This window comes from Cellulomonas xylanilytica, from assembly GCF_007989805.1.
Taxonomy (GTDB): Bacteria; Actinomycetota; Actinomycetes; order Actinomycetales; family Cellulomonadaceae; genus Cellulomonas; species Cellulomonas xylanilytica.
Genome location: NZ_BJUB01000010.1, coordinates 1 through 23,466 on the forward strand (window position 1 = coordinate 1; position 23,466 = coordinate 23,466).

Sequence of the window (23,466 nt, forward strand, 5' to 3'; positions counted from 1 at the left end):
CCTCCAGGCCTTTCAACCTGTCCGGAGGCAACCGTTCTAACTTAGCGGAGCGGCCCTTCCCCGTCAAACTCCCTGGTCAGAGGAAGTTCAGCTGGGGAGGAACCGGAGTTCCGCGTCCGGACACTCCACGTGACCGGAGATCTGGCCGCCGGTCGAAGAGTCCGAGGACGTCGCTCCGGGGGACCAGCCACTGCGGTTCGATCCGCGGTGTCCGTTCCTCCCTGCCGGGCGACGTCGAGAAGATTACGCAGGGCCGGGCCGGAAGGGCAAGTCCGTGACCGGTGACGCGGGTCACGTCTCGATCCAGGCCGCTGACCTGGACAGATGCGCCGACCGGGTCAGTACAGGGCGCTCGCCATCGCGCGTCGGGCGGCGATCACGCGCGGGTCGTCTCCCCCGATGACCTCGAACAGGTCGACGAGGCGCACCCGCACCCGTTCGCGCTCCGGTCCCGACGTCGTCCGCAGCACGTCGACCAGCCGGCCGAACGCGTCCTCCACCTTGCCGCCGAGGATGTCGAGGTCGGCCACGGCCAGCTGCGCGTCGACGTCGCCCGGGTCCGCCGCGGCGGCCGCGCGGGCCGCCTGCAGGTCGAGGTCGCGCGTCCGGTCGAGCAGACCGACCTGCGCCAGGCCGGCGCGGGCGAGGGCGTCGCGCGGGTTCTCCTTGAGCGCCTGCTCGTACGCGGCGGTCGCCGCCGCCAGGTCGTCGCGCTCGATCGCGTCGTAGGCCGCCTGGTGCAGTGGCGGCAGCTCCGGCTCGGGTTCCTGCTGGACGGGGGCGTCCGGGTCGTTCGGCGCGGCGCGGCCGGTGATGCCGTTCGCCTCGGCCGCGGCGAGCACCTGGTCCAGGACGGCACGCACCTGGTCGCGGGGGTAGGCGCCCTGGAAGAGGGGCAGCGGCTGGCCGGCGAGCACCGCGACCACCGTCGGCACGCTCTGGGCCTGGAACGCCTGCGCGATCTGCGGGTTCGCCTCGGCGTCGATGCGGGCGAGGAGCCACCGTCCGGCGTCCTCGTCGGCAAGCGACGCCAGGTCCGCGGCGACCGTGGCGCTGGCCTCGCTGCGCGGCGACCACAGGACGACCACCACGGGGTGCTGCGTCGAGCTCTGCACCAGGTCGGGGAACGTGGTCTGGTCGACGTCCACCACGTACGCGCCCGGCGAGGACAGCCCGCCCGGGGTTCCCGGCGCGGGTGTCGCCGGACGGTTCAGGGTGGACAGGTCGACCGCTCCACGCACGTCGAGGGGGGGACGGGGTCCGGTGGGCTGCGACATGCGGCGTTCTTCCTTCGTGGCCTGTGTCAGGGTCGGCGGCTGGTCTGGCGTGCTGTCGGTCGGGCGGTCACTCGGCGGTCGCCGACGTCACGGCGTGCTCCGCCGCGAGCAGCTGCACGAGTGCCGTGCTGCCGGCGGGGGGCACGTACATGACCAGGACGTCGGTGAACGCGCGGACGAAGTTGCTGCCGGCGCTCTGCTTGCCCGTCAGCGCCGCGTAGAAGGGGTCGGAGATCGGGATCGTGCCGCCCGCCACCGTCAGCGTCACCGTGGACACCGTCGACAGCTGACCGACCACGATCGCCCCGCCGTCGACCGTCTGCAGAGCGACCACCGGTGCGGCCTCGGGCGTGTAGGTCTCCGTCGCGGACCCCGCCGCCTGGACGTTCTCGACGGTGGCCTGGCGGGCGGCCTCGATGCTCGTGCGGAACGTGTCCGGCTGGAACGTCGCCGCGTACGGGGAGGCGGCACCGTTCGCCAGGACGTCCGCGTACTGCGCCAGCGCCTCGGCCGGCGTGACCAGGAGCCCGGTCGCGTCCGGCGCCAGCACCGGGCTGCCCGTCTCCGGCGCAGCCGTCGCCGGCATCTGCACGCCGGCGCCCATGCGTCCCCAGCCCCAGAGGCGGTACGGCTCGCGCGGCGCGGTCTGCTGCATCACGAGGATGCGCGGCGCCTGCAGGTCGTCGGGCTGCTTGGTGACGACCAGCTGCGTGCGCGGCCAGGCGTCGGTCTGCGGCACGATCAGCGCCTGCTCCTCGGTGGGCAGGACGGTCGGCGGCTTGGCACCGGCCGTCGCCGTGGCGCGCACGTACTCCGCGCTGCGCACCGCGAGCGCGGGTCCCTCCACCCGCGGCGGCAGCTGGGCCGCGTCGAGGGCCGTGTCGGCGGCCGCGAGGACCGCGCCGACGTCGGAGAGCACGTCCGTGGACTGCACGACCGTCGTCGCCGGCGGGTCGACGGCGGGCACCGGCTCCGGAGCGGGCTGCGGGAGCGGCGTGGCGCAGGCGCCCAGAGAGAGCACGAGCGCGACGCCCCCGGCGACGACGAGCCGGCGGGACCGTGGTGTGCGCGTCATCGCTGCTCCCCTCTCGAGCTCGTCTCGTCCTGCGTGCCGTCCGGGGCACCCTCGGTCGGCGGCAGTCCCCATGCACGGCGCCAGGCGTCGGCACGAGAGCCGGCGGTCGCCGGGTCGTCCGGGGGCGCCGCGTCGGCGGTGCCGGGACGCACCCACGTGGGCCGGCCGGCGTGGGCGGACGAGTCGGGCCCGGCGGGCGAGCCGGGACGCACGCGGGCGCCGGGCGGCGGCGGGACCGCCGACCAGCCCGCGGGACCGCTGCGGTCCGGTCCGGCGACGGGAGCGGGTGCGGCTCCGGGAGCCGAGGTGGTGGCGGGTCCCGCCGAGCCGCGGACCCACGACGGTCGGCCGTGCGGCGCAGCCGGCACCTCGTCGCCCGGGCGACCGGGAACCGCAGGTGCGCCGGCCGGCCGGCCGGGCGTGCCGCCAGGCCCAGCGGGCCCGGCGGGCGTGGTGCTCGGGCGACCCGGCGCGCTTGTCGGCAGCGCGGGTGCAGGGGTCTGACGTCCCGGGGGCGGCGGCGGCGCGCCCGGCGTGCGGTCTGCTGCCGGCGCCCAGCCCGGCGCAGGGGTCCGCTGGTCGGGTGCCGGGCTCGACGGCGTCACCGGGATGGCCCCGGTGGGCGGGCGCAGCGCCCGCCGGCTCGTCGCGGCACCTGCCGTCCCTGCCGCACCCGCCGACGCGCCCGTGGGCACCGGCGCGCGTGACGGCTCGGCCGGTGCGGGGGAAGCGGACGGTGCGGACTGGGGTGCGGGTACCTGCGGCACCGGCCCCGTGCGGGGCCTCGCCATGTGCGCCTGCGCGGCCTCCCGCATCTGTCGACGGGTGAGGACGGGGATCGCGTCGATGTCGTCGCTGACGACGACCGTCGGCGTCGCTCCGGTGGTCACCGGGTGCCACTGCGGTGCGTCGAGCCCCGCGCGCCGGCGGCGGGCGCCGCGCAGCAGGAGCCAGGCCGCGAGGAGCACCAGGAGCGTCCCGACGGCGACGCAGGGCCACAGCCACGGCGTCGTCACCACGCGCGGCCAGGCCAGCTCGAGGGTCGGCGGGGAGTCCCCGGTGCTGACGGCGAGCAGGCTCCACCGGCCCTCGGTCGCGGGCCAGACGAGCTCCGCCGACCCCGTGCCGGTGTCCTGCGCGACCCAGAGGTCGGACTCGCTGGGGTCCGCGACCGGGACGGGAGCGTCCGCCGTGCCCTCGGTGGGCGAGGGTGCGGCTGCGTCCGGCTGGGCCGGGTCGGCGGGTGCGGCGGCCGCGTCCGTGGGGACGGGCGTCGGTGCCGGCGCCTCGACCTCGTCGACCGCCAGCGTGTGCCAGCTCGACAGCCCGGTGACCTGACCGTGCGCGTCCGTGCCCACCCACCCGGCGACGTCGGTGTCCCGCCCGATGGCGAGCACCACCGTGCCGTCGTCCGGCACGGTCGCCGTGACGGTCACCGGGTCGCCGCCGAGCTCGAGGACACCCGGGTCGGTGACCAGGGTGTTCGCGCCGCCGGACGTCGTCGCGACGAGCACGTCGTCGGCTCGCCACACCGTCGCGGACGCGATGCCGAGACCGATGACGACCAGTCCGACGATGCCGATCACGGCAGCGGTCAGTCGCTTGAGCACGCAGGATCCTCCAGGGACGGGGGGAACCAGGATAGGCCGAGGCACTCCGGGCAGCCGAACCGGGGACGAGTGGACGGATCCGCCCGAGCGTGCATACCCGGGCCTGCGCACGTCCGCGGCGCCGGGAACACGCGTATCCTGACCGGCGGGCTCCGGAAGCAGACGAGCGCCTCGTCCGAGGCAGCTCCACGGAGCCACAGTGCCCAGGAGGACTGCTCGTGCCCGACGCCCGGACCCCCTTCCCCGTCGTCAACTTCCGCGGCTACGAACGCGAAGCCGTCGACGCTCGTCTCGCCGGGCTGGAGAAGGCCCTCGCCGACGCCCGCGCCCAGGTGGAGTCCCTCGACGGACGCGCCATGCAGGTGGCCGGTGAGCTGTCCGAGGCGCACCGCCAGCTGCGGGAGGCCGAGCGGCCCACGTACTCCGGCCTGGGCTCGCGGATCGAGCAGCTGCTGCGTTCCGCGGAGGAGCAGTCCTCGGACGTCGTCTCGCAGGCGAACGCCCAGGCGGCCGACGCCCTGGCCCGCGCCAAGCTCGCGTCGGGGCAGCTGCGCGCGCGGGCGGAGAACGAGGTGGCCGAGCTCGTCGCCACCGCCCGTCGCGAGGCCGACGAGGTCAAGACCACCGCCGCCGCGGAGGCCGAGAGCACGCTGCTCGCCGCACAGCGCCGCGCGGAGGAGCTCGTCGGCTCCGCCGAGCGCGAGGCCGCCCGCATCCAGAGCGCGATCACGACCGAGGAGAGCGAGCGCCGCAGCTCGCTCGAGCGCGAGCTGGGGACCCTGCGCGCGAGCGTCGAGCACGAGGCGACCCAGCTGCGCATCGCGACGGAACGGACCGCGAGCGAGCTGCGGTCCCGCTCCGAGACCGAGACCACCGCGCAGCGCGAGGAGGCCGAGCGGTACGCGCAGGACCTGCGCCAGAGCGCCGACGCCGACACCACCGAGCTGCGGCAGCGGGTCGAGGGCGAGCTGGCCGCGGCGCGCGTCGAGGTCGACCGCTACGTGGCCCAGCAGCGCCGCGACGTGGCAGCCGAGGTGGCCGCCCTGCGTCAGCAGGCCGCCGACGACGTCACGTCGCTGCGCGTGCAGACCCAGGAGTACGCGGACGGCCTGCGCGCCGCCGCCGAGCGGGACTCGGCCGCGCTGCAGCAGCGGGTCGCGTCCGAGGTCACCGCGCTGCGGGTCGAGGCCGAGCAGTACGCGGCGTTCGTCCGCGCCCAGGCCGACCGCGAGACCGGCGAGCTGCGCGCGACGACGTCCGACGAGCTCGCCGCCCAGCGGGCCGACGCCGAGCAGACCGTCCTCGCCCTGCGCGGCGACTCGGAGCGGTACGCCGCCGACCTGCGCATGCAGGCGGAGCGCGAGACCACCGAGCTGCGCGAGCGCGCCGCCCAGGAGACGTCCCACCTGCGCGACCTGACGGCGCGCGAGGCGGCCGAGCTGCAGGAGGTCACCGAGCGCGAGACCACCGAGCTGCGGGCGGCGACCGAGCGGGAGACCGCGGAGCTGCGGGAGCGGGCGCGGCTCGAGGTCGAGCGCGCGATCACCGAGGCACGCCGGTCGGCGGCCGAGGTGACCTCGTCGGCGAAGGCCCGTGCCGACGAGCTGATCCGCGACGCGGAGCAGCAGCTGGCCGACGCCGAGCTGGGCATCGCGTCGCGCCGGGAGGCGGCCGAGCGTGAGGACGCGGAGCGGCACGAGACCGCGCGGGCGGAGACCGAGCGCCTCGTGCGGGACGCCGAGGCGCACGCCGCCGAGGCCGAGCAGCGGGTGGCGAAGGCCCTCGCGCAGGCCGACAAGGTGCGGACGGACGCCGAGCAGCACGCCAAGGAGCTCCTCTCCAACGCGCGCAGGAACGCCGACCGCGTCGTCGCCGAGGCCCGCGAGCACGCCGAGAAGCAGATCTCCGACTCGATGATCGAGTCGGAGCGCGAGCGGACGACGGCGACCCGTCAGGTCGAGGACCTCAACCGCCAGCGCGAGTCGATCACGTCCTACCTGGACGAGCTGCGCAACCTCCTCGGGCACAACCCCGACCGGGCCACGCTCGAGCGGGCCAGCCGGGCGGAGGCCGCGTTCGAGAAGGAGCAGAAGTCGGCCCCGGCAGCGAAGGCCGCTCCCGAGGAGCGCGCGTCGGCTGCTGCGTCCGGAGGGGTGCCCGAGCAGAAGTCGGCCCCCGCGAAGGCGCCGGCGGAGCAGGAGCGTTCGTCGGACGGTGCGGACGACCAGGCCAAGGTCGCACCTGCCGGGAAGCCCGCCCGCCCCGCCTCGCGGCCGACGAAGGCACGCCCCGCGCCCGTCTCGGCCGCCATCCCGGTGGTCTCCGAGACCCCGGCCGAGGAGAGCGCCACGGACGAGCAGGCGACGCCGGACGACTCGGCTGCCCCGCAGGACGACGTCAAGGACGCCGCCCCGGCTGCCGATGCCCAGGACGACCAGCCCGCCACGGACGACGCGACCGCGCCGTCCCGCTGACGGGCCCGGCCCGGCACAGACAGAGGCGAACGTGACCGACGAGAAGGCTGCCCGCTGGCGCGAGGAACGGCGGGCGGCTGCGGAGGCGCACGGTGAGCTGCTGGCCAGCAGGCAGCGGGCCGAGTCCGCCCAGGCGCAGGAGCAGATCGACGCGTTCGTGCGCCGGGCGACCAAGGTCGGTCCGTCGCCCGAGCCCTTGTTCGCGCGCAGCTACGACGGGCGGGCCCGGTACCGGACGCCGCTCGTCGGGTGGTACCTGCGCCGTGACGAGACGGTCGCGGTCGACACCGACGGCAAGTTCTACGTGCTCACCGCGCCGTCGAGCCTGGTTGCGCGGTTCCGCGGGGTGACCCCGGAGCCCACCGCTCCCCCGCTCGTGATCGGCGCGGGCGGCAAGGACGGCGAGTCCCTCGACATGTCGGAGGCGCTCGCGCGCGTGCTCGCGCGCTGACGCCTCGCACCCACGTCAGGCGGAGTCGGCCGCCTGGCCCAGGTCGGCGAGGGCCGCCGCGACCTCCGCCGGCCGCTCGACCGACGAGAGGTGCCCCGCACGCGGGACGACGACGAGCAGCGCGCGAGGGGCTGTCGCGACCAGGTGCTCCGCGGCCTCGACCGGGGTGACGGTGTCCTCGTCGCCCACGACGACCACCACGGGTCCGTCGAACGCGCGCAGCACCGCCGAGCGGTCGGGGCGCGCTGCCATGGCCCGCTGCGACCAGGCGATCCCGGCCGGCTCCTGCTCGTCGATCCACGCGGCGACCTGGTCGGTGACCTCGGGCTGCGACGACCTGGTCGACTCCCCGAGCAGCGCCGCGGGCATGTCACGGACCGGGTCGACGGACCCCGCCCGCTCGACCTCGTCGGCGATCCGCAGCCGCTTGGCGCGCGCCTCGGGAGCGTCGGCGGTCGACTTGGTGTCCACCAGCGCCAGCGCGGCGACGAGCCCAGGGTGGCGCTCCAGGAGCGCGAGCGCGACGTAGCCGCCCATCGAGAGCCCGGCGACGACGGCCCGCTCGACGCCCGCACCGCGCAGCGCGTCCGCGACGAGGTCCGCCGACGCCTCGAGCGCCGGTTCCGGCAGGTCGGCCGCGTTCCCCGGCGTCCCCGGCAGGTCGACCGCGTGCACGGCACGACCGGCGGGGACCTGCGCGGCCACCTCGTCCCACATGCGGTGGTCCAGGGGGAACCCGTGCAGGAGGACCAGGGGCAGTCCCTCGCCCTCGGCGCGATACGTGTGCAGGCTCATGCGTCGTCCTTCGCCGTCGTGCTCGGGCCGGTCCAGGTGGTGGGCAGCGGGACCGGGTGGTCGGGGCGTACGTGGGCGACGATCTCGTCGAGCACCCGGCGGACGGCCGACTCGCCGACCCACAGGTGCTTCGCGCCGTCGACGCCGATGACCTCCGCCTGCGGGACCCGCGCGAACCGGCGCCGGGCCTCGTCGGGACGCAGGTAGTCGTCGAGCTCGGGGACCAGGACGACGAGCGGCTTGCCGAAGTCCGCCCACGCGTCCAGGTCCGCGTCCGTGGCGCGGTGCAGGGGCGGGGAGAGCAGGATCGCGCCCGCGATCGACGGGTCGCGGCCGTGCATGAGGACCAGCTCGGTGCCGAACGACCAGCCGACCAGCCAGCGGTTCGGCAGGTCGTGGAACTCGGCGAACTCGATCGCGGCGTGGACGTCGAACCGCTCGGCGACACCGCCGTCGAACGCTCCGCCGCTGGTCCCCCGCGGGCTCGAGGTGCCGCGCGTGTTGAACCGGAGCACCGCGAGGTCCGCGAGCGCGGGCAACCGCCACGCCGCCTTGCGGAAGACGTGCGAGTCCATGTAGCCGCCGTGCGTGGGCAGGGGGTGCAGGGTCACGAGCGTCGCGGCGGGCGGTGCGTCGGCCGGGCGGGCCAGCTCGCCGACGAGCGTCAGCCCGTCCGCGGTATGCAGCTCGACGTCCTGGCGCACCGCCGGCAGGACGGTGAGCGAGCGGATGAGGCTGGGGTCCGACGTGGGCGTGGTCATCGGGTCGAGCCTAGGACGCCGTCGGCCAGGGCACGCGCGAGGTCCAGCACGTCGGCGACGCCGTCGTCCGCGTTCGACGCGCAGCGGCGGGTCGCGGCCGCGAGGACGTGCGGGTGGGCGTTGGCCACCGCGAAGGACGTCCCCGCCCAGCCGAGCATCGACAGGTCGTTCCGGGCGTCGCCGACCGCCCACACGTCGGTCGGCTCGATGCCGCGCGCCGCCGCCCAGTCGGCCAGCGTCGCGGCCTTGGTGATGCCCGGGCCGGAGATCTCCCCCAGCCCCTCCGCCCCGGAGTCGGCGACGATCGCCAGGTCACCCACGACGGCCGCGAGCTCGTCCGCGTAGCCGTCGCCGGCCGGCCGCGTGGTGCGGACGAGCAGCTTGAACGTCGACGCGCCGAGGACGTCCTCGATGCGGTCCGCCGTCGGGCTGCCCGCCGGCACGGGGTGGCTGGAGCGGAAGAGGTGCTCGTACGCGAAGCCGTCCGCGCTCTCCGTGGCGAGGTGGACCGCCCGCGGACCGCCCCAGGCGGCGCGGACGCGGTCGGCGATCTCGCCGACCAGGTCGCGCGGCATCCCGCGCTCGGCCAGCACGCGGCCCGTGCCCACCTCGAGCACCGCGGCGCCGTTGGCGCAGATGGCGACCCCGTGCCCGGCGACGTGGGACGCGAGCTCGCGCAGCCACCGCGGCGGTCGGGCGGTCACGAACACCACCTCGATCCCGGCGTCGGCGGCACGGACCAGCGCGTCCGCGGTGCGCGCGGACACCGTGCCGTCGGGGCGCAGGAGCGTGCCGTCGAGGTCCGTGGCGACGAGGCGCGGTGCGCGCGTCGGCGGGGCGGTCCTCGGCGTCATCGGCGCGTCGGCCCGCGGCGGGCGCGGGCCTGCCAGCACGAGGTGTGCCAGTGGCGGCGGTCGTCGAGCGCCTCGCCGAACAGCCCGTCGGTGCGCCACGCGACGACGTGCGCGGTGCCGGCACCCACCAGCTGGTCGCACCCGGGGCAGCGGTACTCGCGGTCCGAGCCGCGGACCTGCTGGACGGTCCACTCGCCGTCGGCGCCCGACTCGGAGCGCCGCCCGCCCGTCGCCCGGTCGACGTCGAGCTCGACGTGCTCGGCCCCGTACGGCCGCTTGGTCGATCGTCGTCCCACCACCCCATCCTCCCCCACCGCACCGGGACGTCCGCACCCGTGCGGCGTGGAACCCACCGGAGTGCGGACGTCAGCGGCGGGGAGCTGGGACGTCCGCACTCGTGCGGGGTGGAGCCCCACGGAGTGCGGACGTTGCAGGTGGGGGACGCCGACGGCCGAGCACCCGGGTGGGGGCTCGGCCGTCGGCGGGTACGTCAGAGGGCTGCGGACTCCGGGGTCGGGATCGTCCTCGTGCGCAGGAGCTCGCGGTACCAGAGGCCCGAGTCCTTCACGGTGCGCTCGAGGGTGTCGTAGTCCACCCGGACCACGCCGAAACGGCGGTCGTAGCCGTAGGACCACTCGAAGTTGTCCATGAGCGACCAGACGAAGTAGCCGCGCACGTCGGCGCCGCGCTCGATGGCCTCGCCGACCGCGTCGATGTGGTCGTGCAGGTACGCGACGCGGTCGGCGTCGTGCACGCGGCCGTCCGCGCTGACCTCGTCGTAGAAGGCGGCGCCGTTCTCCGTGATGGCCATGGGCAGGCTCGGGTACCGGTCGCGGATCTCGAGGAGCAGGTCCACGAGGCCCTGCGGCTCGATGTTCCAGCCCATCGCGGTGTACGGACCGGGCTGCGGGAGCCACTCGACGGTCGTCGCGCCGACCCAGGGGCTGTTGGCGGACGAGCGGTGGCCGTCCGGGCCCGGGGTGCCGTCGCCACCGGCGGGCGTGCCGTGCTGGACGCGACCGGTGGAGTAGTAGTTCACGCCGAGCAGCGCGAGCGGGACCTTGATGACGTCGAGGTCACCCTCCTGCACGAACGACCAGTCGGTGATGTGCTCGGTGTCGGCGAAGACCTCCTTGGGGTACTCGCCGTCCAGCATCGGGCCCAGGAACACCTCGTTGGCGATGGTGTCGATGCGGCGCTTGGCCTCGAGGTCCTGCGGCGAGTCGGTGTTCGCCCGCGTGACGTGCAGGTTGAGGGTCACCGAGATCGGCGTGTCCTCGCCGAGCACGTCCTTGATGGCCCGGCCGGCCAGGCCGTGCGCGAGGTTGAGGTGGTGGACCGCGGCGAGCGCGGCGGCGTCGTCGGTCACGCCGGGGGCGTGCACGCCCGACGCATACCCGAGGAACGCGGAGCACCACGGCTCGTTGAGCGTGGTCCACACGTGGATCCGGTCGCCCAGCACCTCGGCCAGCTTGCGCGCGTAGACGCCGAAGTTGACGGCCGTCTGGCGGTTGGCCCAGCCGCCCTCGTCCTCGAGCGGCTGCGGGAGGTCCCAGTGGTAGAGCGTCGCGACGGGCTTGATGCCGGCGGCGATGAGGCGGTCGGCCAGGTCGACGTAGAAGTCGAGGCCGGCCTGGTTGAACTCGCCGGAGCCGGTCGGCTGGACGCGGGGCCACGCGATCGAGAACCGGTAGGCCTGCAGGCCGAGGTCCTGCATGATCGCGACGTCCTGCTCGACCCGGTGGTAGTGGTCGGCCGCGACGTCGCCGGTGTCGCCGTCGAGGACCTTGCCCGGTGTGCGGGAGAAGGTGTCCCAGATGGACGGACCACGGCCGTCCTCGTCGAACGCACCCTCGATCTGGTACGAGGCGGTGGCCGAGCCCCAGAGGAAGTCGGAGGGGAACTGGCGTCCGGAGGGGCGCGAAGTCGTCATGTGCAGGTCCTTCGGTCGGACGGACGGGTGGGACGGGTGGGGTGCCTGCGGGGCAGGCGGCGGGTCTGGCCGTCGGGCCGGCGGCTGTGCCGGCCGGGTCAGACCTGCTATGCGATTGTCGAAACGATACGATACACGGCGTGGGAACGCTCCCGCCACCCCTTTCGGGGCCGCGGGAGCGGGCGCCTCAGACGGTGATCTCGACGACCTCGTCGGGCACGGCGGCGTCGACGACCTGTCCGCCGACCCCCACCTCGACCCGCCAGGGCGCCGAGGCGCCCCGTGCCTCGACGCGGACCGTGGAGCCCTCGCGGGTCACGACGAAGCTCGCCTCCCCCACCCGCGTCACGGACCGGTGGCCGTCGGCCAGCTCGACCAGGTGCAGCGTGACGCCGTCGGCCCACGCGTAGTCCGGCCGGTCCGAGCGCGCACCGACGGGTAGCACGCTGTCGGGCCGGACGTAGAGGGGCACCGACAGGTACCCGTGCCGCTCGCGGACCCAGCGCGGCCCGGTCACCTGGTCGCCCGTGAGCAGCGACGTCCACGTGCCCTCCGGCAGGTAGACGTCCACGTCACCCTCGGCCGTGAACACCGGGGCCACGAGCAGGCTCTCGCCGAGCATGTACTGGGTGTCGACGGTCGCCGCGCCGGGGTCGTCGGGGAACTCCAGCACCATCGGCCGCATCACCGGGAGACCGGAGGCGTGGGCGTCCTGACCCAGCCGGCCCAGGTAGGGCATGAGCGAGAGCTTGAGCCGGGTGAACAGCCGGGCGACGTCGACGGCCTCCTCGTCGAACGCCCACGGCACGCGGTAGGAGTCCGAGCCGTGCAGTCGGCTGTGCGACGAGAGCAGACCGAACGCCAGCCAGCGCTTGAACACGGCGGCGTCCGGCTTGCCCTCGAACCCGCCGATGTCGTGGCTCCAGTAGCCGAAGCCCGACGACGCGAGCGACAGCCCCCCGCGCAGGGTCTCCGCCATCGAGACGAACGTCGACTCGCTGTCGCCGCCCCAGTGCACCGGGAACTGCTGCCCGCCCGCGGTCGCGGACCGCGCGAACAGCACGGCCTCCCCCTCGCCGCGCTCGGCCTCGAGCACGTCGAAGACCGCGCGGTTGTAGAGGTGCGTGTAGTGGTTGTGCATCCGCTCCGGGTCGGAGCCGTCGTGCCAGACGACGTCCGTGGGGATCCGCTCGCCGAAGTCGGTCTTGAAGGCGTCGACGCCCTGCACCATCAGGTGCCGCAGGTAGCGCTGGTACCAGGCGACCGCCTCGGGGTTGGTGAAGTCGACCAGACCCATGCCGGACTGCCACTGGTCCGTCTGCCACACGCTGCCGTCGGCCCGGGTCACCAGGTAGCCGGCCGCGCGGCCCTCGTCGAAGAGGGCGGAGCGCTGGGCGATGTACGGGTTGATCCAGACGCAGACCTTCAGCCCCTTGGCGTGCAGCCGGGCGAGGAGCCCCTCGGGGTCCGGGAACGTGGCCGGGTCCCACGTGAAGTCGGTCCAGTGGTAGGCGCGCATCCAGAAGCAGTCGAAGTGGAAGACGCTCAGCGGCAGCCCGCGCTCGGCCATGCCGTCGACGAACGACATCACGGTCGCCTCGTCGTACTGCGTCGTGAACGAGGTGGACAGCCACAGCCCGTAGGACCAGGCCGGGACCTGTGCGGGGCGGCCGGTCAGCGCGGTGTAGTGCCGCAGCACGTCCTTGGGCGTCGGACCGTGGATGACGTAGTACTCGAGGGACTCGCCGGCCACCGAGAACTGCGTGCGGGAGACGGCCTCGGAGCCGACCTCGAACGAGACACGACCGGGGTGGTCGACGAACACCCCGTAGCCCTTGTCGGACAGGTAGAACGGCACGTTCTTGTACGCCTGCTCGCTGGCCGTGCCGCCGTCCTCGTTCCAGATGTCGACGGACTGCCCGTTCTTGACGAAGGCGCCGAACCGCTCGCCCAGGCCGTAGACGTGCTCGCGGACCCCGAGACCCAGCTGCTCGTGCACGTACGCGTCGCCGCGCGCGTCGGTGACGACGCCCACGGAGCGGGCCGTCGACGAGGTCAGCACCTTCCCGTCGGCCTCGAACTCCACGTTCCAGGCGCCCCGCGTGGAGACGCGGGCGGTCAGGGCGCCGGCGCGGAACGTCGCGACGCCGTCCGCGGCGTCCTCGGCCTCGACCACCTTGACGTCCGCGGGCGTGCGGTTCAGTGCGAACGACGGCCCGCGGTCGACTCCGCCGCGGTGGTGCTCGATGCGCACGCCGATCACGTCGTCCATCGGGCTGTGGAACGTCACCGTCACCAGGGCCTTGTTGAGCGTGTCGCCGCGCGAGGTGAGCGGCACGGTCGACGCGTGGACCGTGAGCGTGTCCTCGCCCACGACGACGTCCGCGATCTCGCGCGGACGCAGGACCGTGACGCCCGGGAGGTGCTGCCAGTAGCCGTCGGTGAACTTCATCGTGGCGCCTTCGCGTCGTGGGTCCGGGGACCGGTTCCTTCATCGAAGCGTTTCGATGCTGGTATTACGTTAAAGGGCAGCGCGAACGCTGTCCAGGATGGTGGAATGACGGCGACCGTTTCGACGGTGCTTCGACTCGCTGGGGTGGCCCCGGCGGGCGTCGACGAGGGGATGACGACATGGCGACGATCGACGACGTGGCACGCGCGGCGGGGGTCTCGGTGTCGACCGTCTCCTACACGTTCTCCGGCAAGCGCCCGATCTCCGCCGAGACCCGCGCCCGTGTCGAGCGCGCCGTGCGCGAGCTCGACTACCGGCCGCACGCCGGCGCCCGTGCGCTCGCGTCCCAGCGCACCCAGGTGCTCGCGCTCATGGCGCCGCTGCGCGTCGACGTCAACGTCGGCGTCATCATGCAGTTCGTCACCGGCGTCGTCACGCGTGCGCAGTCGTTCAAGCACGACGTGCTGCTGCTCACCCAGGACGACCACGACGGGATCGAGCGGGTCGCGGCGGGCTCCATGGTCGACGCCGTGATCATGATGGACGTCGAGGCGGAGGACCCCCGGCTGCCGATCCTGCGCCGGCAGCGCCAGCCCGCCGTGCTCATCGGCCTGCCCCGCGACGCCACAGGATTCTCCTGCGTCGACCTGGACTTCGAGGCCGCCGGACGGTCCGCGGTCAACCACCTCGCCGGGCTCGGGCACCGGCAGATCGCGCTCATCGGCTCCCCGCGGGCCGTGCTCAGCCGGCGCACCACCTACGCCGCGCGGCTCGTGCGCGGGTTCACGCAGGAGTCCGCCCGCCTCGGCCTCGACGCCGTGTTCGAGACGTGCGAGTCCTCCCACAGCGGCGCCATCGAGGCCGTCGACCAGGTGCTCGCAGCCCTGCCCGACGTCACCGGCGTGATCGTGCACAACGAGGTGGCCCTGCCCGCGGTGCTCGAGACCCTGCGGTCGCGCGGCAAGGACGTCCCCCGGGACATCTCGGTCGTGGCCGTGTGCCCGGAGGACGTGGCCCTGGGTCAGACCGAGGCGCTGACCGCCGTCGACCTGCCCGCGCACACCATCGGCAGCGTCGCGGTCGACATGGCTATCGGCCGGCTCACCGGGGACCAGCCCGCCGAGACCCGCCTCCTCGCGCCCGTCCTGACCACCCGGACCAGCACCGCTGCCCCGTCGCGCTAGCACGGCGGCACCGCCCGCGGGCACCCGCAGCAGCCCGTCGACGTCCGACTGCGCGAGCAGGTCCCGGCCCGTCCAGGGCACCTCCGCGTCGGCGTCGCCGTGGTTGAGCACGAACAGCAGACCGCCGCGCAGCGCGACCTCGACGCCGTCCGGCACCGCAGGCAGCGGTGGGGCGACGCCGGCCGCCGCGAGGCAGTCGGCCACGATCGCGGCGAGCACCGGCGCCGGCGGGACGGTCGAGACGTACCAGGCGCTGCCGTGCCGGAGGACGGCCGGGCGGCCGTCGAGACCCGCACCCGCGTAGGTGGCGAGGACCTCGGCGCCGTCCGCGCTCAGGTGCTCCGACCAGAGCGAGGCGGTGAAGGTGCCGTAGTGCTCCGAGTGCACCGGGACGCCGGTCGGCGGCAGCGGCCGGTGCTGCTCGCCCGACACCCCGAGCACATCGGCCCACGGCACCGGGAAACGGCCCTGCCGGACGCGCTGGTCCTCGTCGGCGATCCCGCTGAACGGGCCGACCAGCAGCGTGCCGCCACGCTCGGCGACCCGGGCCAGGTTCGCGGCGTCGGCGTCCGAGACGAGGTGCAGCAGCGGCACGACCACCAGGTCGTAGCGGTCCAGGTCGGCACCGGGCGGGACGACGTCGGTCGCGATCCCCGCCCGCCAGAACGGCTCGTGGTACGCCGCCAGCTGGTCCGGAACCCGCAGGAGGGTGCTCGGCAGCGAGTCCGCCTCACCGGCCCAGAGCGACGGCCAGTCGACGACGATCGCGACCCGCGCCTCCACCCGCGTCCCGACCACGTCACGGAGCAGGCCCAGGAGCCGTCCCTGCTCACGGACCTCCCGGTGCAGGTCGGTGTCGGCGCCGGCGTGCGGCAGCATCGCCGAGTGGAACCGCTCGGAGCCCTGCACCGAGGCGCGCCACTGGAAGTAGCAGACCGCGTCGGCTCCGTGCGCGACGGCGCGCAGCGAGTCCCGCAGCATCCCGCCGGCCGGCTTGGGCAGGTTGTGCGGCCGCCAGCTCACGGCGCCGGCCGCCTGCTCCAGCAGCGCCCACGGTCGGCCACCGCCGACCCCTCGGGTCAGGTCGTGCGTGAGCGCGGCGCGCGCGGGGGCCGACGGGTCGGCGGGGTCGGCGTAGTGGTCGTCGGCGACGACGTCGAGGTCGTCGGCCCAGGAGAGCTGGTCGACCAGCGGGAAGAAGCCCATCGCGTTCGTCGTGACGGGCGCCGCCGAGGACCCGCGGATGATCTCGGCCTGCAGGCGGTAGACGTCGCGCAGCTGGTCGGACGTGAACCGGCGGAAGTCGAGGAGCTGCGTGGGGTTGTGCACGTACGGCGCGGTCCGCGGCGGCACGATCTCCGGCCAGTCGCCGTACCGCTGGCTCCAGAACGCGGTGCCCCACGCGCGGTTGAGGGCGTCGAGGTCGCCGTAGCGGTCCTGCAGCCAGGTGCGGAACCGGTCGGCGCACAGGTCGCAGAAGCACGCCTGCCCGAACTCGTTGCCGACGTGCCACATCGCCACCGCGGGGTGCCCGGCGTACCGGTCGACGAGCGCGCGGACGAACCGGGCCACCCGGTCCCGGTACACGGCCGACCCCGGGCAGAAGTGGTTGCGCGACCCCACGCTCATGCGCACGCCCGCGGCGTCCACCGCCGACGTCGTCGGGTCCAGCCGCGCGAGCCACGGCGGCGGCGACGCGGACGGCGTCGCCAGGTCGACCGCGATCCCGCCGGCGTGCAGGAGGTCGAGCACCTCGTCGAGCCAGTCCCAGCGCAGCTCGTCGGGTCGCGGCTCGAGCATCGCCCAGGAGAACACCCCGACCGTCACCAGGGTGACGCCGGCCGCCTGCATGAGCGCGACGTCCTCGCGCCACACGTCGGGCGACCACTGCTCCGGGTTGTAGTCGCCCCCGTAGAGGATCCCGCGCTCGCGCGTCAGCGCCTCGAACGAGCTCATCCCTTGATCGCGCCGAAGATCACGCCCTTGGTGAAGTGCCGCTGCACGAACGGGTACACGATGAGGATCGGCACGATGGCGAGGACCATGACCGCCATCTTGATGGGCAGACCGGTCACCGCGCCCGTCGCGACGTCGACCTGCCCCACCCCGCTGCCCGGCAGGGTCACGCCCTGCAGCACGTACGAGCGCAGCACCAGCTGCAGCGGCCACTTGGCGTTGTCGTTGATGTAGAGGATCGCGTTGAAGAACGCGTTCCAGTAGCCGACGCCGTAGAACAGCGCGACCACCGCGATCACGGCGCGCGACATGGGCAGGACGATCCGGCCGAGGATCCGCCAGTCCCCCGCCCCGTCGATGCGCGCGGCGTCGAGGATGGCGACGTCGATGCCCATGAAGAAGTTGCGCAGGATGAGCACGTTGAACGCCGACACCGCGCCGGGCAGGATCAGCGCCCAGTAGCTGTTGATCAGGCCCAGCGAGCTGACCAGCAGGTACGTCGGGATCAGCCCGGCGCCGAAGAACATCGTGATGAGGAAGACGAACAGGATCGGGCGGTGCGCGAACGAGCCCGGCCGGGACAGCCCGTAGGCGCCCATGACCGACACGGTGGTGGACAGCACGGTCCCGACGACCGTGATGAAGGTGCTCACCAGGGCGGCGCGCGTGACGATGCCGCCCCCGAGGATCTGCGTGTAGGCGTTGAACGTCAGCTCGCCGGGCACGGTCACCAGCCCGCCGACGCGGATGGTCTCCGCCTGCGTCGAGAGGCTGGTGAGGATCACCGTGTACAGCGGGAAGACGACCGCCAGGACGACGGCAGTGAGCACCAGCGCCTTCAGGACGTGGCCGCCGACCGACGGGCGCCCTTCCCAGGCGGGACGGTGCTTCGAGCGGCGTGGCCGCTTGCGTGGCTCCGGCAGCACCACGGCCTGCGCAGAGATCTCCTGTGTCTGTCCACTCATGAGCGCTTGTACACCCCCGACTCACCGAACACGTGCGCCAGCTTGTTCGCCCCCAGCACGAGCGCGAGGCTGACGACCCCCTTGACCAGCCCCGCCGCGGCGGCGAAGCTCCAGTCCCCGTAGACGACACCCTGGTAGTAGACGTAGGTGTCGATGACCTCGGCGACGTCGGCTCCCACGGCACCGCGCTGCAGGATGAGCTGCTCGAAGCCGACGGTCAGCGCGTCGCCGAGCCGCAGGATGAGCAGCAGGATGATGACCGGCCGCAGCGCGGGCAACGAGACGTGCCACATCCGTCGCCACCGGCTGGCCCCGTCGACCGCGGCCGCCTCGTACTGCTCGGGCGGCACCGTGCTGAGCGCGGCGAGGAAGATGATGATCCCCCAGCCCGCGTCCTTCCACACCGACTGCATCGTGATGAGGATGAGGAACGTGTCGGGGTTCGTCATCATGTCGAACCCGGAGCCCAGCCCGTGGTCGCGCAGCGTCTGGTTGATCAGCCCGGCGCCGCCGAAGATCTGCTGGAACACCGTCACCACCAGCACCCACGAGAAGAAGTGGGGCAGGTAGACGATCGACTGGATGGTGGTGCGCAGCCGCGGCGTGATGACGCTGTTGAGCAGCAGCGCCAGCAGGATCGGGATGGGGAAGAAGAACACCAGCTGGAACGCCGTGATGATCAGGGTGTTCTCGACCGCGTCGAGGAACAGCGGGTTGGCGAACACCCGCTCGAAGTTGGCCCAGCCGACGTACGGGCTGCGCAGGAACCCCGTGTACGGCGAGTAGCTCTGCCACGCGATGACGTTGCCGAGCATCGGCACGTACGCGAAGACGCCGAGCAGCACGATGGCCGGCGTGACCATGAGCAGCAGCGAGCGGTCGCGCTTGAGACGGACGCGCCAGCCGATCTTGCGCGTCGGGATCTTCGGAATCTGTGCCGGCACTGCCCCCCCGGGTTCCCCGGGTTTCACCTCAGAGGGACGGCGCCGGACGAGCTCGGCCAAGGACATCAGCTCTGCTGGTCCAGGATGTCCTGGTAGTACGCCCGCAGCTCCTCGCCGCCCGACGCCCGCCACGTCTCGACGGCCGCGTCGAGGTCCTTCATGTCCTTGCGCCCGCGGGAGATGTCCTTCTCCAGGTCGACGAACGGCTGGCCGATGGACGCGTACTGCTGCGGCTCGACGATCTGCTGCGCGTAGAACAGCGGGTCGGCCGCGTACTGGGCGGCGTTCGCCTTCCACTCCGAGGCCGCCTTGACGTACCCGGGGTACTGCACGTGCGTCTCGGAGATCGGCGGGTCGACCAGGAAGATGTACGTCGGCTGCAGCTCCGTGGCGGCCAGCTCGGTGGGCACCGGGAGCCCGTCGTCCCCGCGCGTGTAGTGCACGCCCTCGACGCCGTTGTTGATCGTGTCGTACTCGGTGGTGCCGTACGGCGCCGCGAGCACGTTGGCGATCGCCAGGAGCTCCTTGATCTTCTCCTCGTCGTCCGTCTTCTTGAGGAACGAGAAGATGTTCGCCGGGTTGCCCTTCCAGAGCACGGGCGTGCCGCCGTCGGCGGCGAACGGGTCGAAGGGCTGCTGCCAGTACGCGGGGTTGCTGGCCAGGTTGTCGCGCATGGCCTCGTGCCAGCCGCCGACGCCGTCGTTGGCGATGAGCGACTTGCCGGACTGGAACCGGGCCTTGGCCTCGCCGGACTGGTCGGCGACCGCGTCCGGGTGCACGGCGCCGCTGGCGAACAGCGCGGCGTTCCAGGCCAGCGCCTCGCGGTACTCCTCGGTCTCGACGCGGTGCACCAGCGTGTCGCCGTCGAGCTTCCACTTCGGCGGGACCGCGTGGATGATCGCGGCCGAGTTCCACAGGTCCTCGGCGCCCCACGTGCTGCCGCCGGTCAGCTCGAGCGCGAGGTCCAGGAGGTCCTGGCCGTTCTTGACGTCCGGCGTGATGCCCAGGCTGTCGAGGACGTCCCGGCGGTAGAAGATCGCGTCCGTGATGACCTCGCCCGGGAACGGCAGTCCGTAGAGCTTGCCGTTGAAGACGCAGAACTTCCAGGCGTCCGACGAGATGTTGGCCAGGTTCGGGTACGGCGTGACCTTGTCGCCCGCGAGGTAGGGGGTGAGGTCCTGGAAGACGTTCTCGACGATCTCGGAGCCGAACCGCGGCGGCAGGTTCCACGTGGGGATGCACACCCAGTCCGGGACGTCCTTCGCGGAGGCCAGCACGGTCGCCAGCTTGTCGCCGTAGACGTTGCCGTCGGTGATCTGGAACTGGATCTCCGAGCCGAGCATGTCGTTCACGGCCTCGTAGTACTTGTTGCCCTTGCTGGGTGGGACGGTGCCCCAGAGCGGCGTCATCGCGGTGTAGACCACACCGGTGCCGGGGGCGTCCTTCACCGACTGCACCAGCTCGGCCGGGATCGACTCGTACCCGGGGACCGAGCCGTTGACGCTCGGGTAGTCGGGGTCGATGTAGGTGACCGGGATGTACTTGGGGATCACGTCCCCGGCGGCGGCTGCGGGGTTCGTGGCGGCCGGGGTCGGCGTGGTCGAGCAGGCTGTCAGGAGACCCGGGATCCCGACGACGGCCGCGCCCGTCGCGATCAGGCCCAGGAACCGGCGGCGGTCGACCGCGTGGTCGCCCAACCGGCCGAAAGTAGGCGTGGCGTTCATCTGCGTCCCTTCACTTCCTTGTGGAGATCGCGTCGAAGCGGTTCGACGGCGAGACTCTATGTCGCCGCCTCGGGTGAGGCAAGACCTGAGAGCCATGGATCGGCACTTGCGACAAACAGGGCCGTCAAGCACCATGAATGCCGCACGATGCCCGCTCGGATCCGGTCGAACCATCATCGAATCGGTTCGACGTTCGTCTTCCTAAACGATTCGTGCGCCGACTCCCACCACTCGACGACGAGGACCCTGTGGCCGACCACCCGCACCCCGCCCGGCCCTTCGCCGCCCGCGCCCAGGAGCTCCTCGACCAGCTCACGCCGGCCGAGCGGCTCGCCCTCCTGCACCAGCACGCCGCTCCCGTCACCCGCGTCGGTCTCGGACCGTTCCGCACCGGGACCGAGGGCCTGCACGGGGTCGCGTGGCTGGGTACCGCCACGACGTTCCCGCAGCCCGTCGGGCTCGCCGCGACGTGGGACGCGGACCTGCTGGAGCGGGTCGGCGCCGTGGTCGGGACCGAGGTCCGGGCCAAGCACGCGGCCGACCCGACGGTCTCGCTGAACGTCTGGGCGCCCGTGGTCAACCCCCTGCGGCACCCGCGGTGGGGCCGCAACGAGGAGGGGTACTCCGAGGACCCGCACCTGACCGCGCACCTCGCCACGGCGTACTCTCGGGGTCTGCGCGGCGACCACCCGACCTACTGGCGGACCGTCCCGACGCTCAAGCACCTCGTCGCCTACGGGAACGAGACCGACCGCAGCGTCACCAGCGCGCAGCTGTCCCCCCGCGTGCTCCACGAGTACGAGCTGCCGGCGTTCCGCGGCCCGATCGAGGCCGGCGTCGTGGGCGCCGTGATGCCGTCGTACAACCTGGTCAACGGCCGCCCCAACCACGTCGCGCGCGAGCTCCTCGACGAGGTCCGCGGGTGGACCCCCGCATCGCTCTTCGTCGTCTCGGACGCCGGCGCCCCCACCAACCTGGTGGTCGGCGAGCGCTACTACGACGACCACGTCGAGGCCGCCGCCGCGGCCGTACGGGCCGGCGTGGACTCGTTCACCGACCACGACGCCGACCCCTCGCGGACGATCGCGCACCTGACGGCCGCCCTCGAGCGCGGCCTCCTCGACCAGGCCGACGTCGACCGTGCCGCCCTGCGCCAGCTGGAGCTCCGGCTGTCGACCGGCGAGCTGGACCCCGACCTCGACCCGTGGGCGGGTGTCACGACCGCCGACCTCGACGTACCCGCCAGCCGCGCCCTCGCCCGCGAGGCCGCGACGCGCGCGGTGGTCGTGCTCGAGAACGACGGCGTGCTTCCCCTGCGACCCGGCGCACGCGTCGCCGTGGTGGGACCCCACGCCGACCAGGTGCTGGTCGACTGGTACTCCGGCACCCCGCCCTACACGATCTCGATCGCCGAGGCCCTCGAGCCTGCCGACGTGGTCACCGGCGCGGACACCGTCGCGCTGCGCTCGGCCACCACCGGCGCCTACGTCGACGTGGGCGCCGACGGGATCCTCACCGCGACAGCGCCCACCGCAGCCCTGCACGACGTCACCGACTGGGGCGAGGGCGTCCTGACGCTCCGCGCTGCCGGCACGGGACTGCTGTGGACGGGTGCCGGCTGGATCCTGCGCGCCGACGCGACCAGCGTGCACGGGTGGGTCGCGCAGGAGAGCTTCCGCGCGCACCGGCACGAGGACGGCTCGCTCTCGTTGCAGCACGTGGGCTCGGGACGGTGGCTGATGGTGCAGCGCGACGGCGGCGTGCTCGTCGCCGACGCGGCCTCCCCGGCGACCGCGGAACGGTTCACGCTGCGCACGGTCCGGTCCGGCACGGTGCGCGCGGTGGACGCCGCCCGGGACGCCGACGTCGTCGTGCTGGCGGTCGGCAACGACCCGCACCTGCTCGGCCGCGAGACCGAGGACCGCCCGCACCTGCGGCTGCCCGAGTCGCAGGCCGAGCTCGCCCGCGCGGTGCTGGAGGCCAACCCCTCGACCGTTCTCGTCGTCGTCTCGTCCTACCCGTACGTGCTCGGCACGCTCGGCGACCAGGCTGCCGCGGTCGTCTGGACCTCGCACGGCGGCCAGGAGCTCGGCCACGCCGTCGCGGACGTGCTCCGTGGCGACGCCGAGCCCCAGGGTCGTCTCGCCCAGGCATGGCCCGAGACCGAGCAGGACGCCGGCGACCTGCTCGACTACGACGTCATCGGCGGCGGGCTCACGCACTGGTACGCCGCACGGCCCGCCCGGTGGGCGTTCGGCCACGGCCTGAGCTACACCACCGTGGCGTACGAGGTCCTCGACGGGTCGGCCCAGTCCGTCCGCGTGACCGTCCGCAACACCGGGGACAGACCCGTCGACGAGCTGGTCCAGGTCTACGCGTCCGCGCCCGAGCACCGGCTGCCCCTGCCGCACCGACGGCTCGTCGCGCACCGACGCGTCCGGCTCGACCCCGGGCAGACCGCGGTCGTCGCCCTCGACGTGGCGGCCGACGCCTTCGCGGTCTGGGACGTCACCCGCAGCAGGTTCGTCGTCGAGCCCGGGCGGTACGAGCTGCACGCCGGGCCGTCGTCGGCCGACCTGCCCCTCGCGGTCGAGGTCGACGTCGCCGGCGAACCCGTCCCCGCGCGCACGCTCACGGCGTGGGTCCGGGCGATCGACCACGACGAGCGCGACGACGTGACGTTCGCCGAGCGCACTCGCGAGACCGGCGACGCCCTCGAGGTCAGCCGCGGTCGACGGACCGGCTGGGTGCTGTTCCGGGACGTCGACCTGACCGGGGTCGGCCACGTCGAGCTCGACGTGGCACGCGGCGGGTCGGTGCGCCTCGAGGTGCGGGACGGGCGCGGGTGGCGGTCGCTGGGTGCCGCGGACGTCCCCGCCGGCGGGCGGTACGACTGGTCGACCGTGGAGGTGGGGCTCCCGGCGACGGGGGTCGGCGACCTGCGCCTCGTCCTGACCGGTCCGGTGCGCCTCGGTGCGCTGCGCGGCCTCGGGTAACCGCCGGGCACCAAC

16 protein-coding genes and 1 pseudogene are annotated in these 23,466 nt (G+C 73.6%); 4 read left to right on the plus strand and 13 right to left on the minus strand.

Going from position 1 to position 23,466, the window contains the following annotated elements; translation table 11 throughout:
• Positions 1 to 338 precede the first annotated feature (338 nt).
• From CXY01_RS15350 to CXY01_RS15360, 3 genes are all read right to left on the minus strand, one after another.
• A complete protein-coding gene (locus tag CXY01_RS15350; protein ID WP_146928703.1) occupies positions 339 to 1,277 on the minus strand; it encodes a tetratricopeptide repeat protein in 939 nt (312 codons plus the stop codon).
• Positions 1,278 to 1,344: 67 nt separating this feature from the next.
• Positions 1,345 to 2,352 (minus strand): DUF8094 domain-containing protein, encoded by a 1,008-nt coding sequence (locus CXY01_RS15355; protein ID WP_246125406.1) that lies wholly within the window; start codon positions 2,350 to 2,352, stop codon positions 1,345 to 1,347.
• A complete protein-coding gene (locus tag CXY01_RS15360; RefSeq protein WP_146928706.1) occupies positions 2,349 to 3,962 on the minus strand; it encodes a hypothetical protein in 1,614 nt (537 codons plus the stop codon). Before CXY01_RS15360 ends, CXY01_RS15355 begins: the two co-directional genes overlap by 4 nt.
• Before the next feature lie 218 nt (positions 3,963 to 4,180).
• Here CXY01_RS15360 and CXY01_RS15365 point away from each other — a divergent pair, with 218 nt between their 5' ends.
• Both CXY01_RS15365 and CXY01_RS15370 read left to right on the plus strand, forming a co-directional pair.
• Positions 4,181 to 6,436 (plus strand): coiled-coil domain-containing protein, encoded by a 2,256-nt coding sequence (locus CXY01_RS15365; protein ID WP_246125408.1) that lies wholly within the window; start codon positions 4,181 to 4,183, stop codon positions 6,434 to 6,436.
• Positions 6,437 to 6,467: 31 nt separating this feature from the next.
• Entirely contained in the window at positions 6,468 to 6,887 is a 420-nt protein-coding gene (locus CXY01_RS15370; protein WP_146928709.1) for a hypothetical protein, read from the plus strand.
• Positions 6,888 to 6,902: 15 nt separating this feature from the next.
• Here CXY01_RS15370 and CXY01_RS15375 read toward each other — a convergent pair whose 3' ends face one another.
• From CXY01_RS15375 to yicI, 6 genes are all read right to left on the minus strand, one after another.
• A complete protein-coding gene (locus CXY01_RS15375) occupies positions 6,903 to 7,682 on the minus strand; it encodes an alpha/beta fold hydrolase (RefSeq protein WP_146928712.1) in 780 nt (259 codons plus the stop codon).
• Positions 7,679 to 8,443 carry an alpha/beta hydrolase gene (locus CXY01_RS15380; RefSeq protein ID WP_146928715.1) on the minus strand — a complete coding sequence of 255 codons (765 nt, stop codon included), beginning with the start codon at positions 8,441 to 8,443 and terminating at the stop codon, positions 7,679 to 7,681. Before CXY01_RS15380 ends, CXY01_RS15375 begins: the two co-directional genes overlap by 4 nt.
• Positions 8,440 to 9,297 carry an HAD family hydrolase gene (locus CXY01_RS15385; RefSeq protein WP_146928718.1) on the minus strand — a complete coding sequence of 286 codons (858 nt, stop codon included), beginning with the start codon at positions 9,295 to 9,297 and terminating at the stop codon, positions 8,440 to 8,442. The genes CXY01_RS15380 and CXY01_RS15385 overlap by 4 nt, the downstream gene beginning before the upstream one ends.
• Positions 9,294 to 9,593: an Rv1322 family protein gene (locus CXY01_RS15390; protein ID WP_146928721.1), complete on the minus strand. Its 300-nt coding sequence runs from the start codon at positions 9,591 to 9,593 to the stop codon at positions 9,294 to 9,296. The genes CXY01_RS15385 and CXY01_RS15390 overlap by 4 nt, the downstream gene beginning before the upstream one ends.
• 194 nt (positions 9,594 to 9,787) lie before the next feature.
• Positions 9,788 to 11,230, minus strand: coding sequence for a GH1 family beta-glucosidase (locus tag CXY01_RS15395; RefSeq protein WP_146928724.1), 1,443 nt, complete (start codon positions 11,228 to 11,230; stop codon positions 9,788 to 9,790).
• 187 nt (positions 11,231 to 11,417) lie between these two features.
• Complete coding sequence (gene yicI / locus CXY01_RS15400) at positions 11,418 to 13,682, minus strand: alpha-xylosidase (RefSeq protein WP_146928727.1); 2,265 nt, start codon at positions 13,680 to 13,682, stop codon at positions 11,418 to 11,420.
• Between the two features lie 179 nt (positions 13,683 to 13,861).
• Between yicI and CXY01_RS15405 the strand changes: the two genes are divergently transcribed.
• Positions 13,862 to 14,866, plus strand: coding sequence for a LacI family DNA-binding transcriptional regulator (locus tag CXY01_RS15405; protein ID WP_146929172.1), 1,005 nt, complete (start codon positions 13,862 to 13,864; stop codon positions 14,864 to 14,866).
• Between the two features lie 57 nt (positions 14,867 to 14,923).
• On the opposite strand, the pseudogene CXY01_RS15410 reads toward CXY01_RS15405, so the two are convergent.
• The 4 genes and pseudogenes from CXY01_RS15410 to CXY01_RS15425 all read right to left on the minus strand — a co-directional run.
• Positions 14,924 to 16,822, minus strand: a pseudogene (locus CXY01_RS15410) (beta-galactosidase); the annotation flags it as partial.
• On the minus strand, positions 16,819 to 17,787 hold the full coding sequence (locus tag CXY01_RS15415) for a carbohydrate ABC transporter permease (protein ID WP_146928730.1): 969 nt from the start codon (positions 17,785 to 17,787) through the stop codon (positions 16,819 to 16,821). The pseudogene CXY01_RS15410 and the gene CXY01_RS15415, both read right to left, overlap by 4 nt.
• A complete protein-coding gene (locus CXY01_RS15420; RefSeq protein ID WP_146928733.1) occupies positions 17,784 to 18,797 on the minus strand; it encodes an ABC transporter permease in 1,014 nt (337 codons plus the stop codon). The genes CXY01_RS15415 and CXY01_RS15420 overlap by 4 nt, the downstream gene beginning before the upstream one ends.
• Positions 18,797 to 20,455 (minus strand): type 2 periplasmic-binding domain-containing protein, encoded by a 1,659-nt coding sequence (locus CXY01_RS15425; RefSeq protein ID WP_146928736.1) that lies wholly within the window; start codon positions 20,453 to 20,455, stop codon positions 18,797 to 18,799. Before CXY01_RS15425 ends, CXY01_RS15420 begins: the two co-directional genes overlap by 1 nt.
• Before the next feature lie 248 nt (positions 20,456 to 20,703).
• Between CXY01_RS15425 and CXY01_RS15430 the strand changes: the two genes are divergently transcribed.
• Positions 20,704 to 23,451, plus strand: coding sequence for a glycoside hydrolase family 3 protein (locus CXY01_RS15430; protein WP_246125412.1), 2,748 nt, complete (start codon positions 20,704 to 20,706; stop codon positions 23,449 to 23,451).
• Positions 23,452 to 23,466 lie beyond the last annotated feature (15 nt).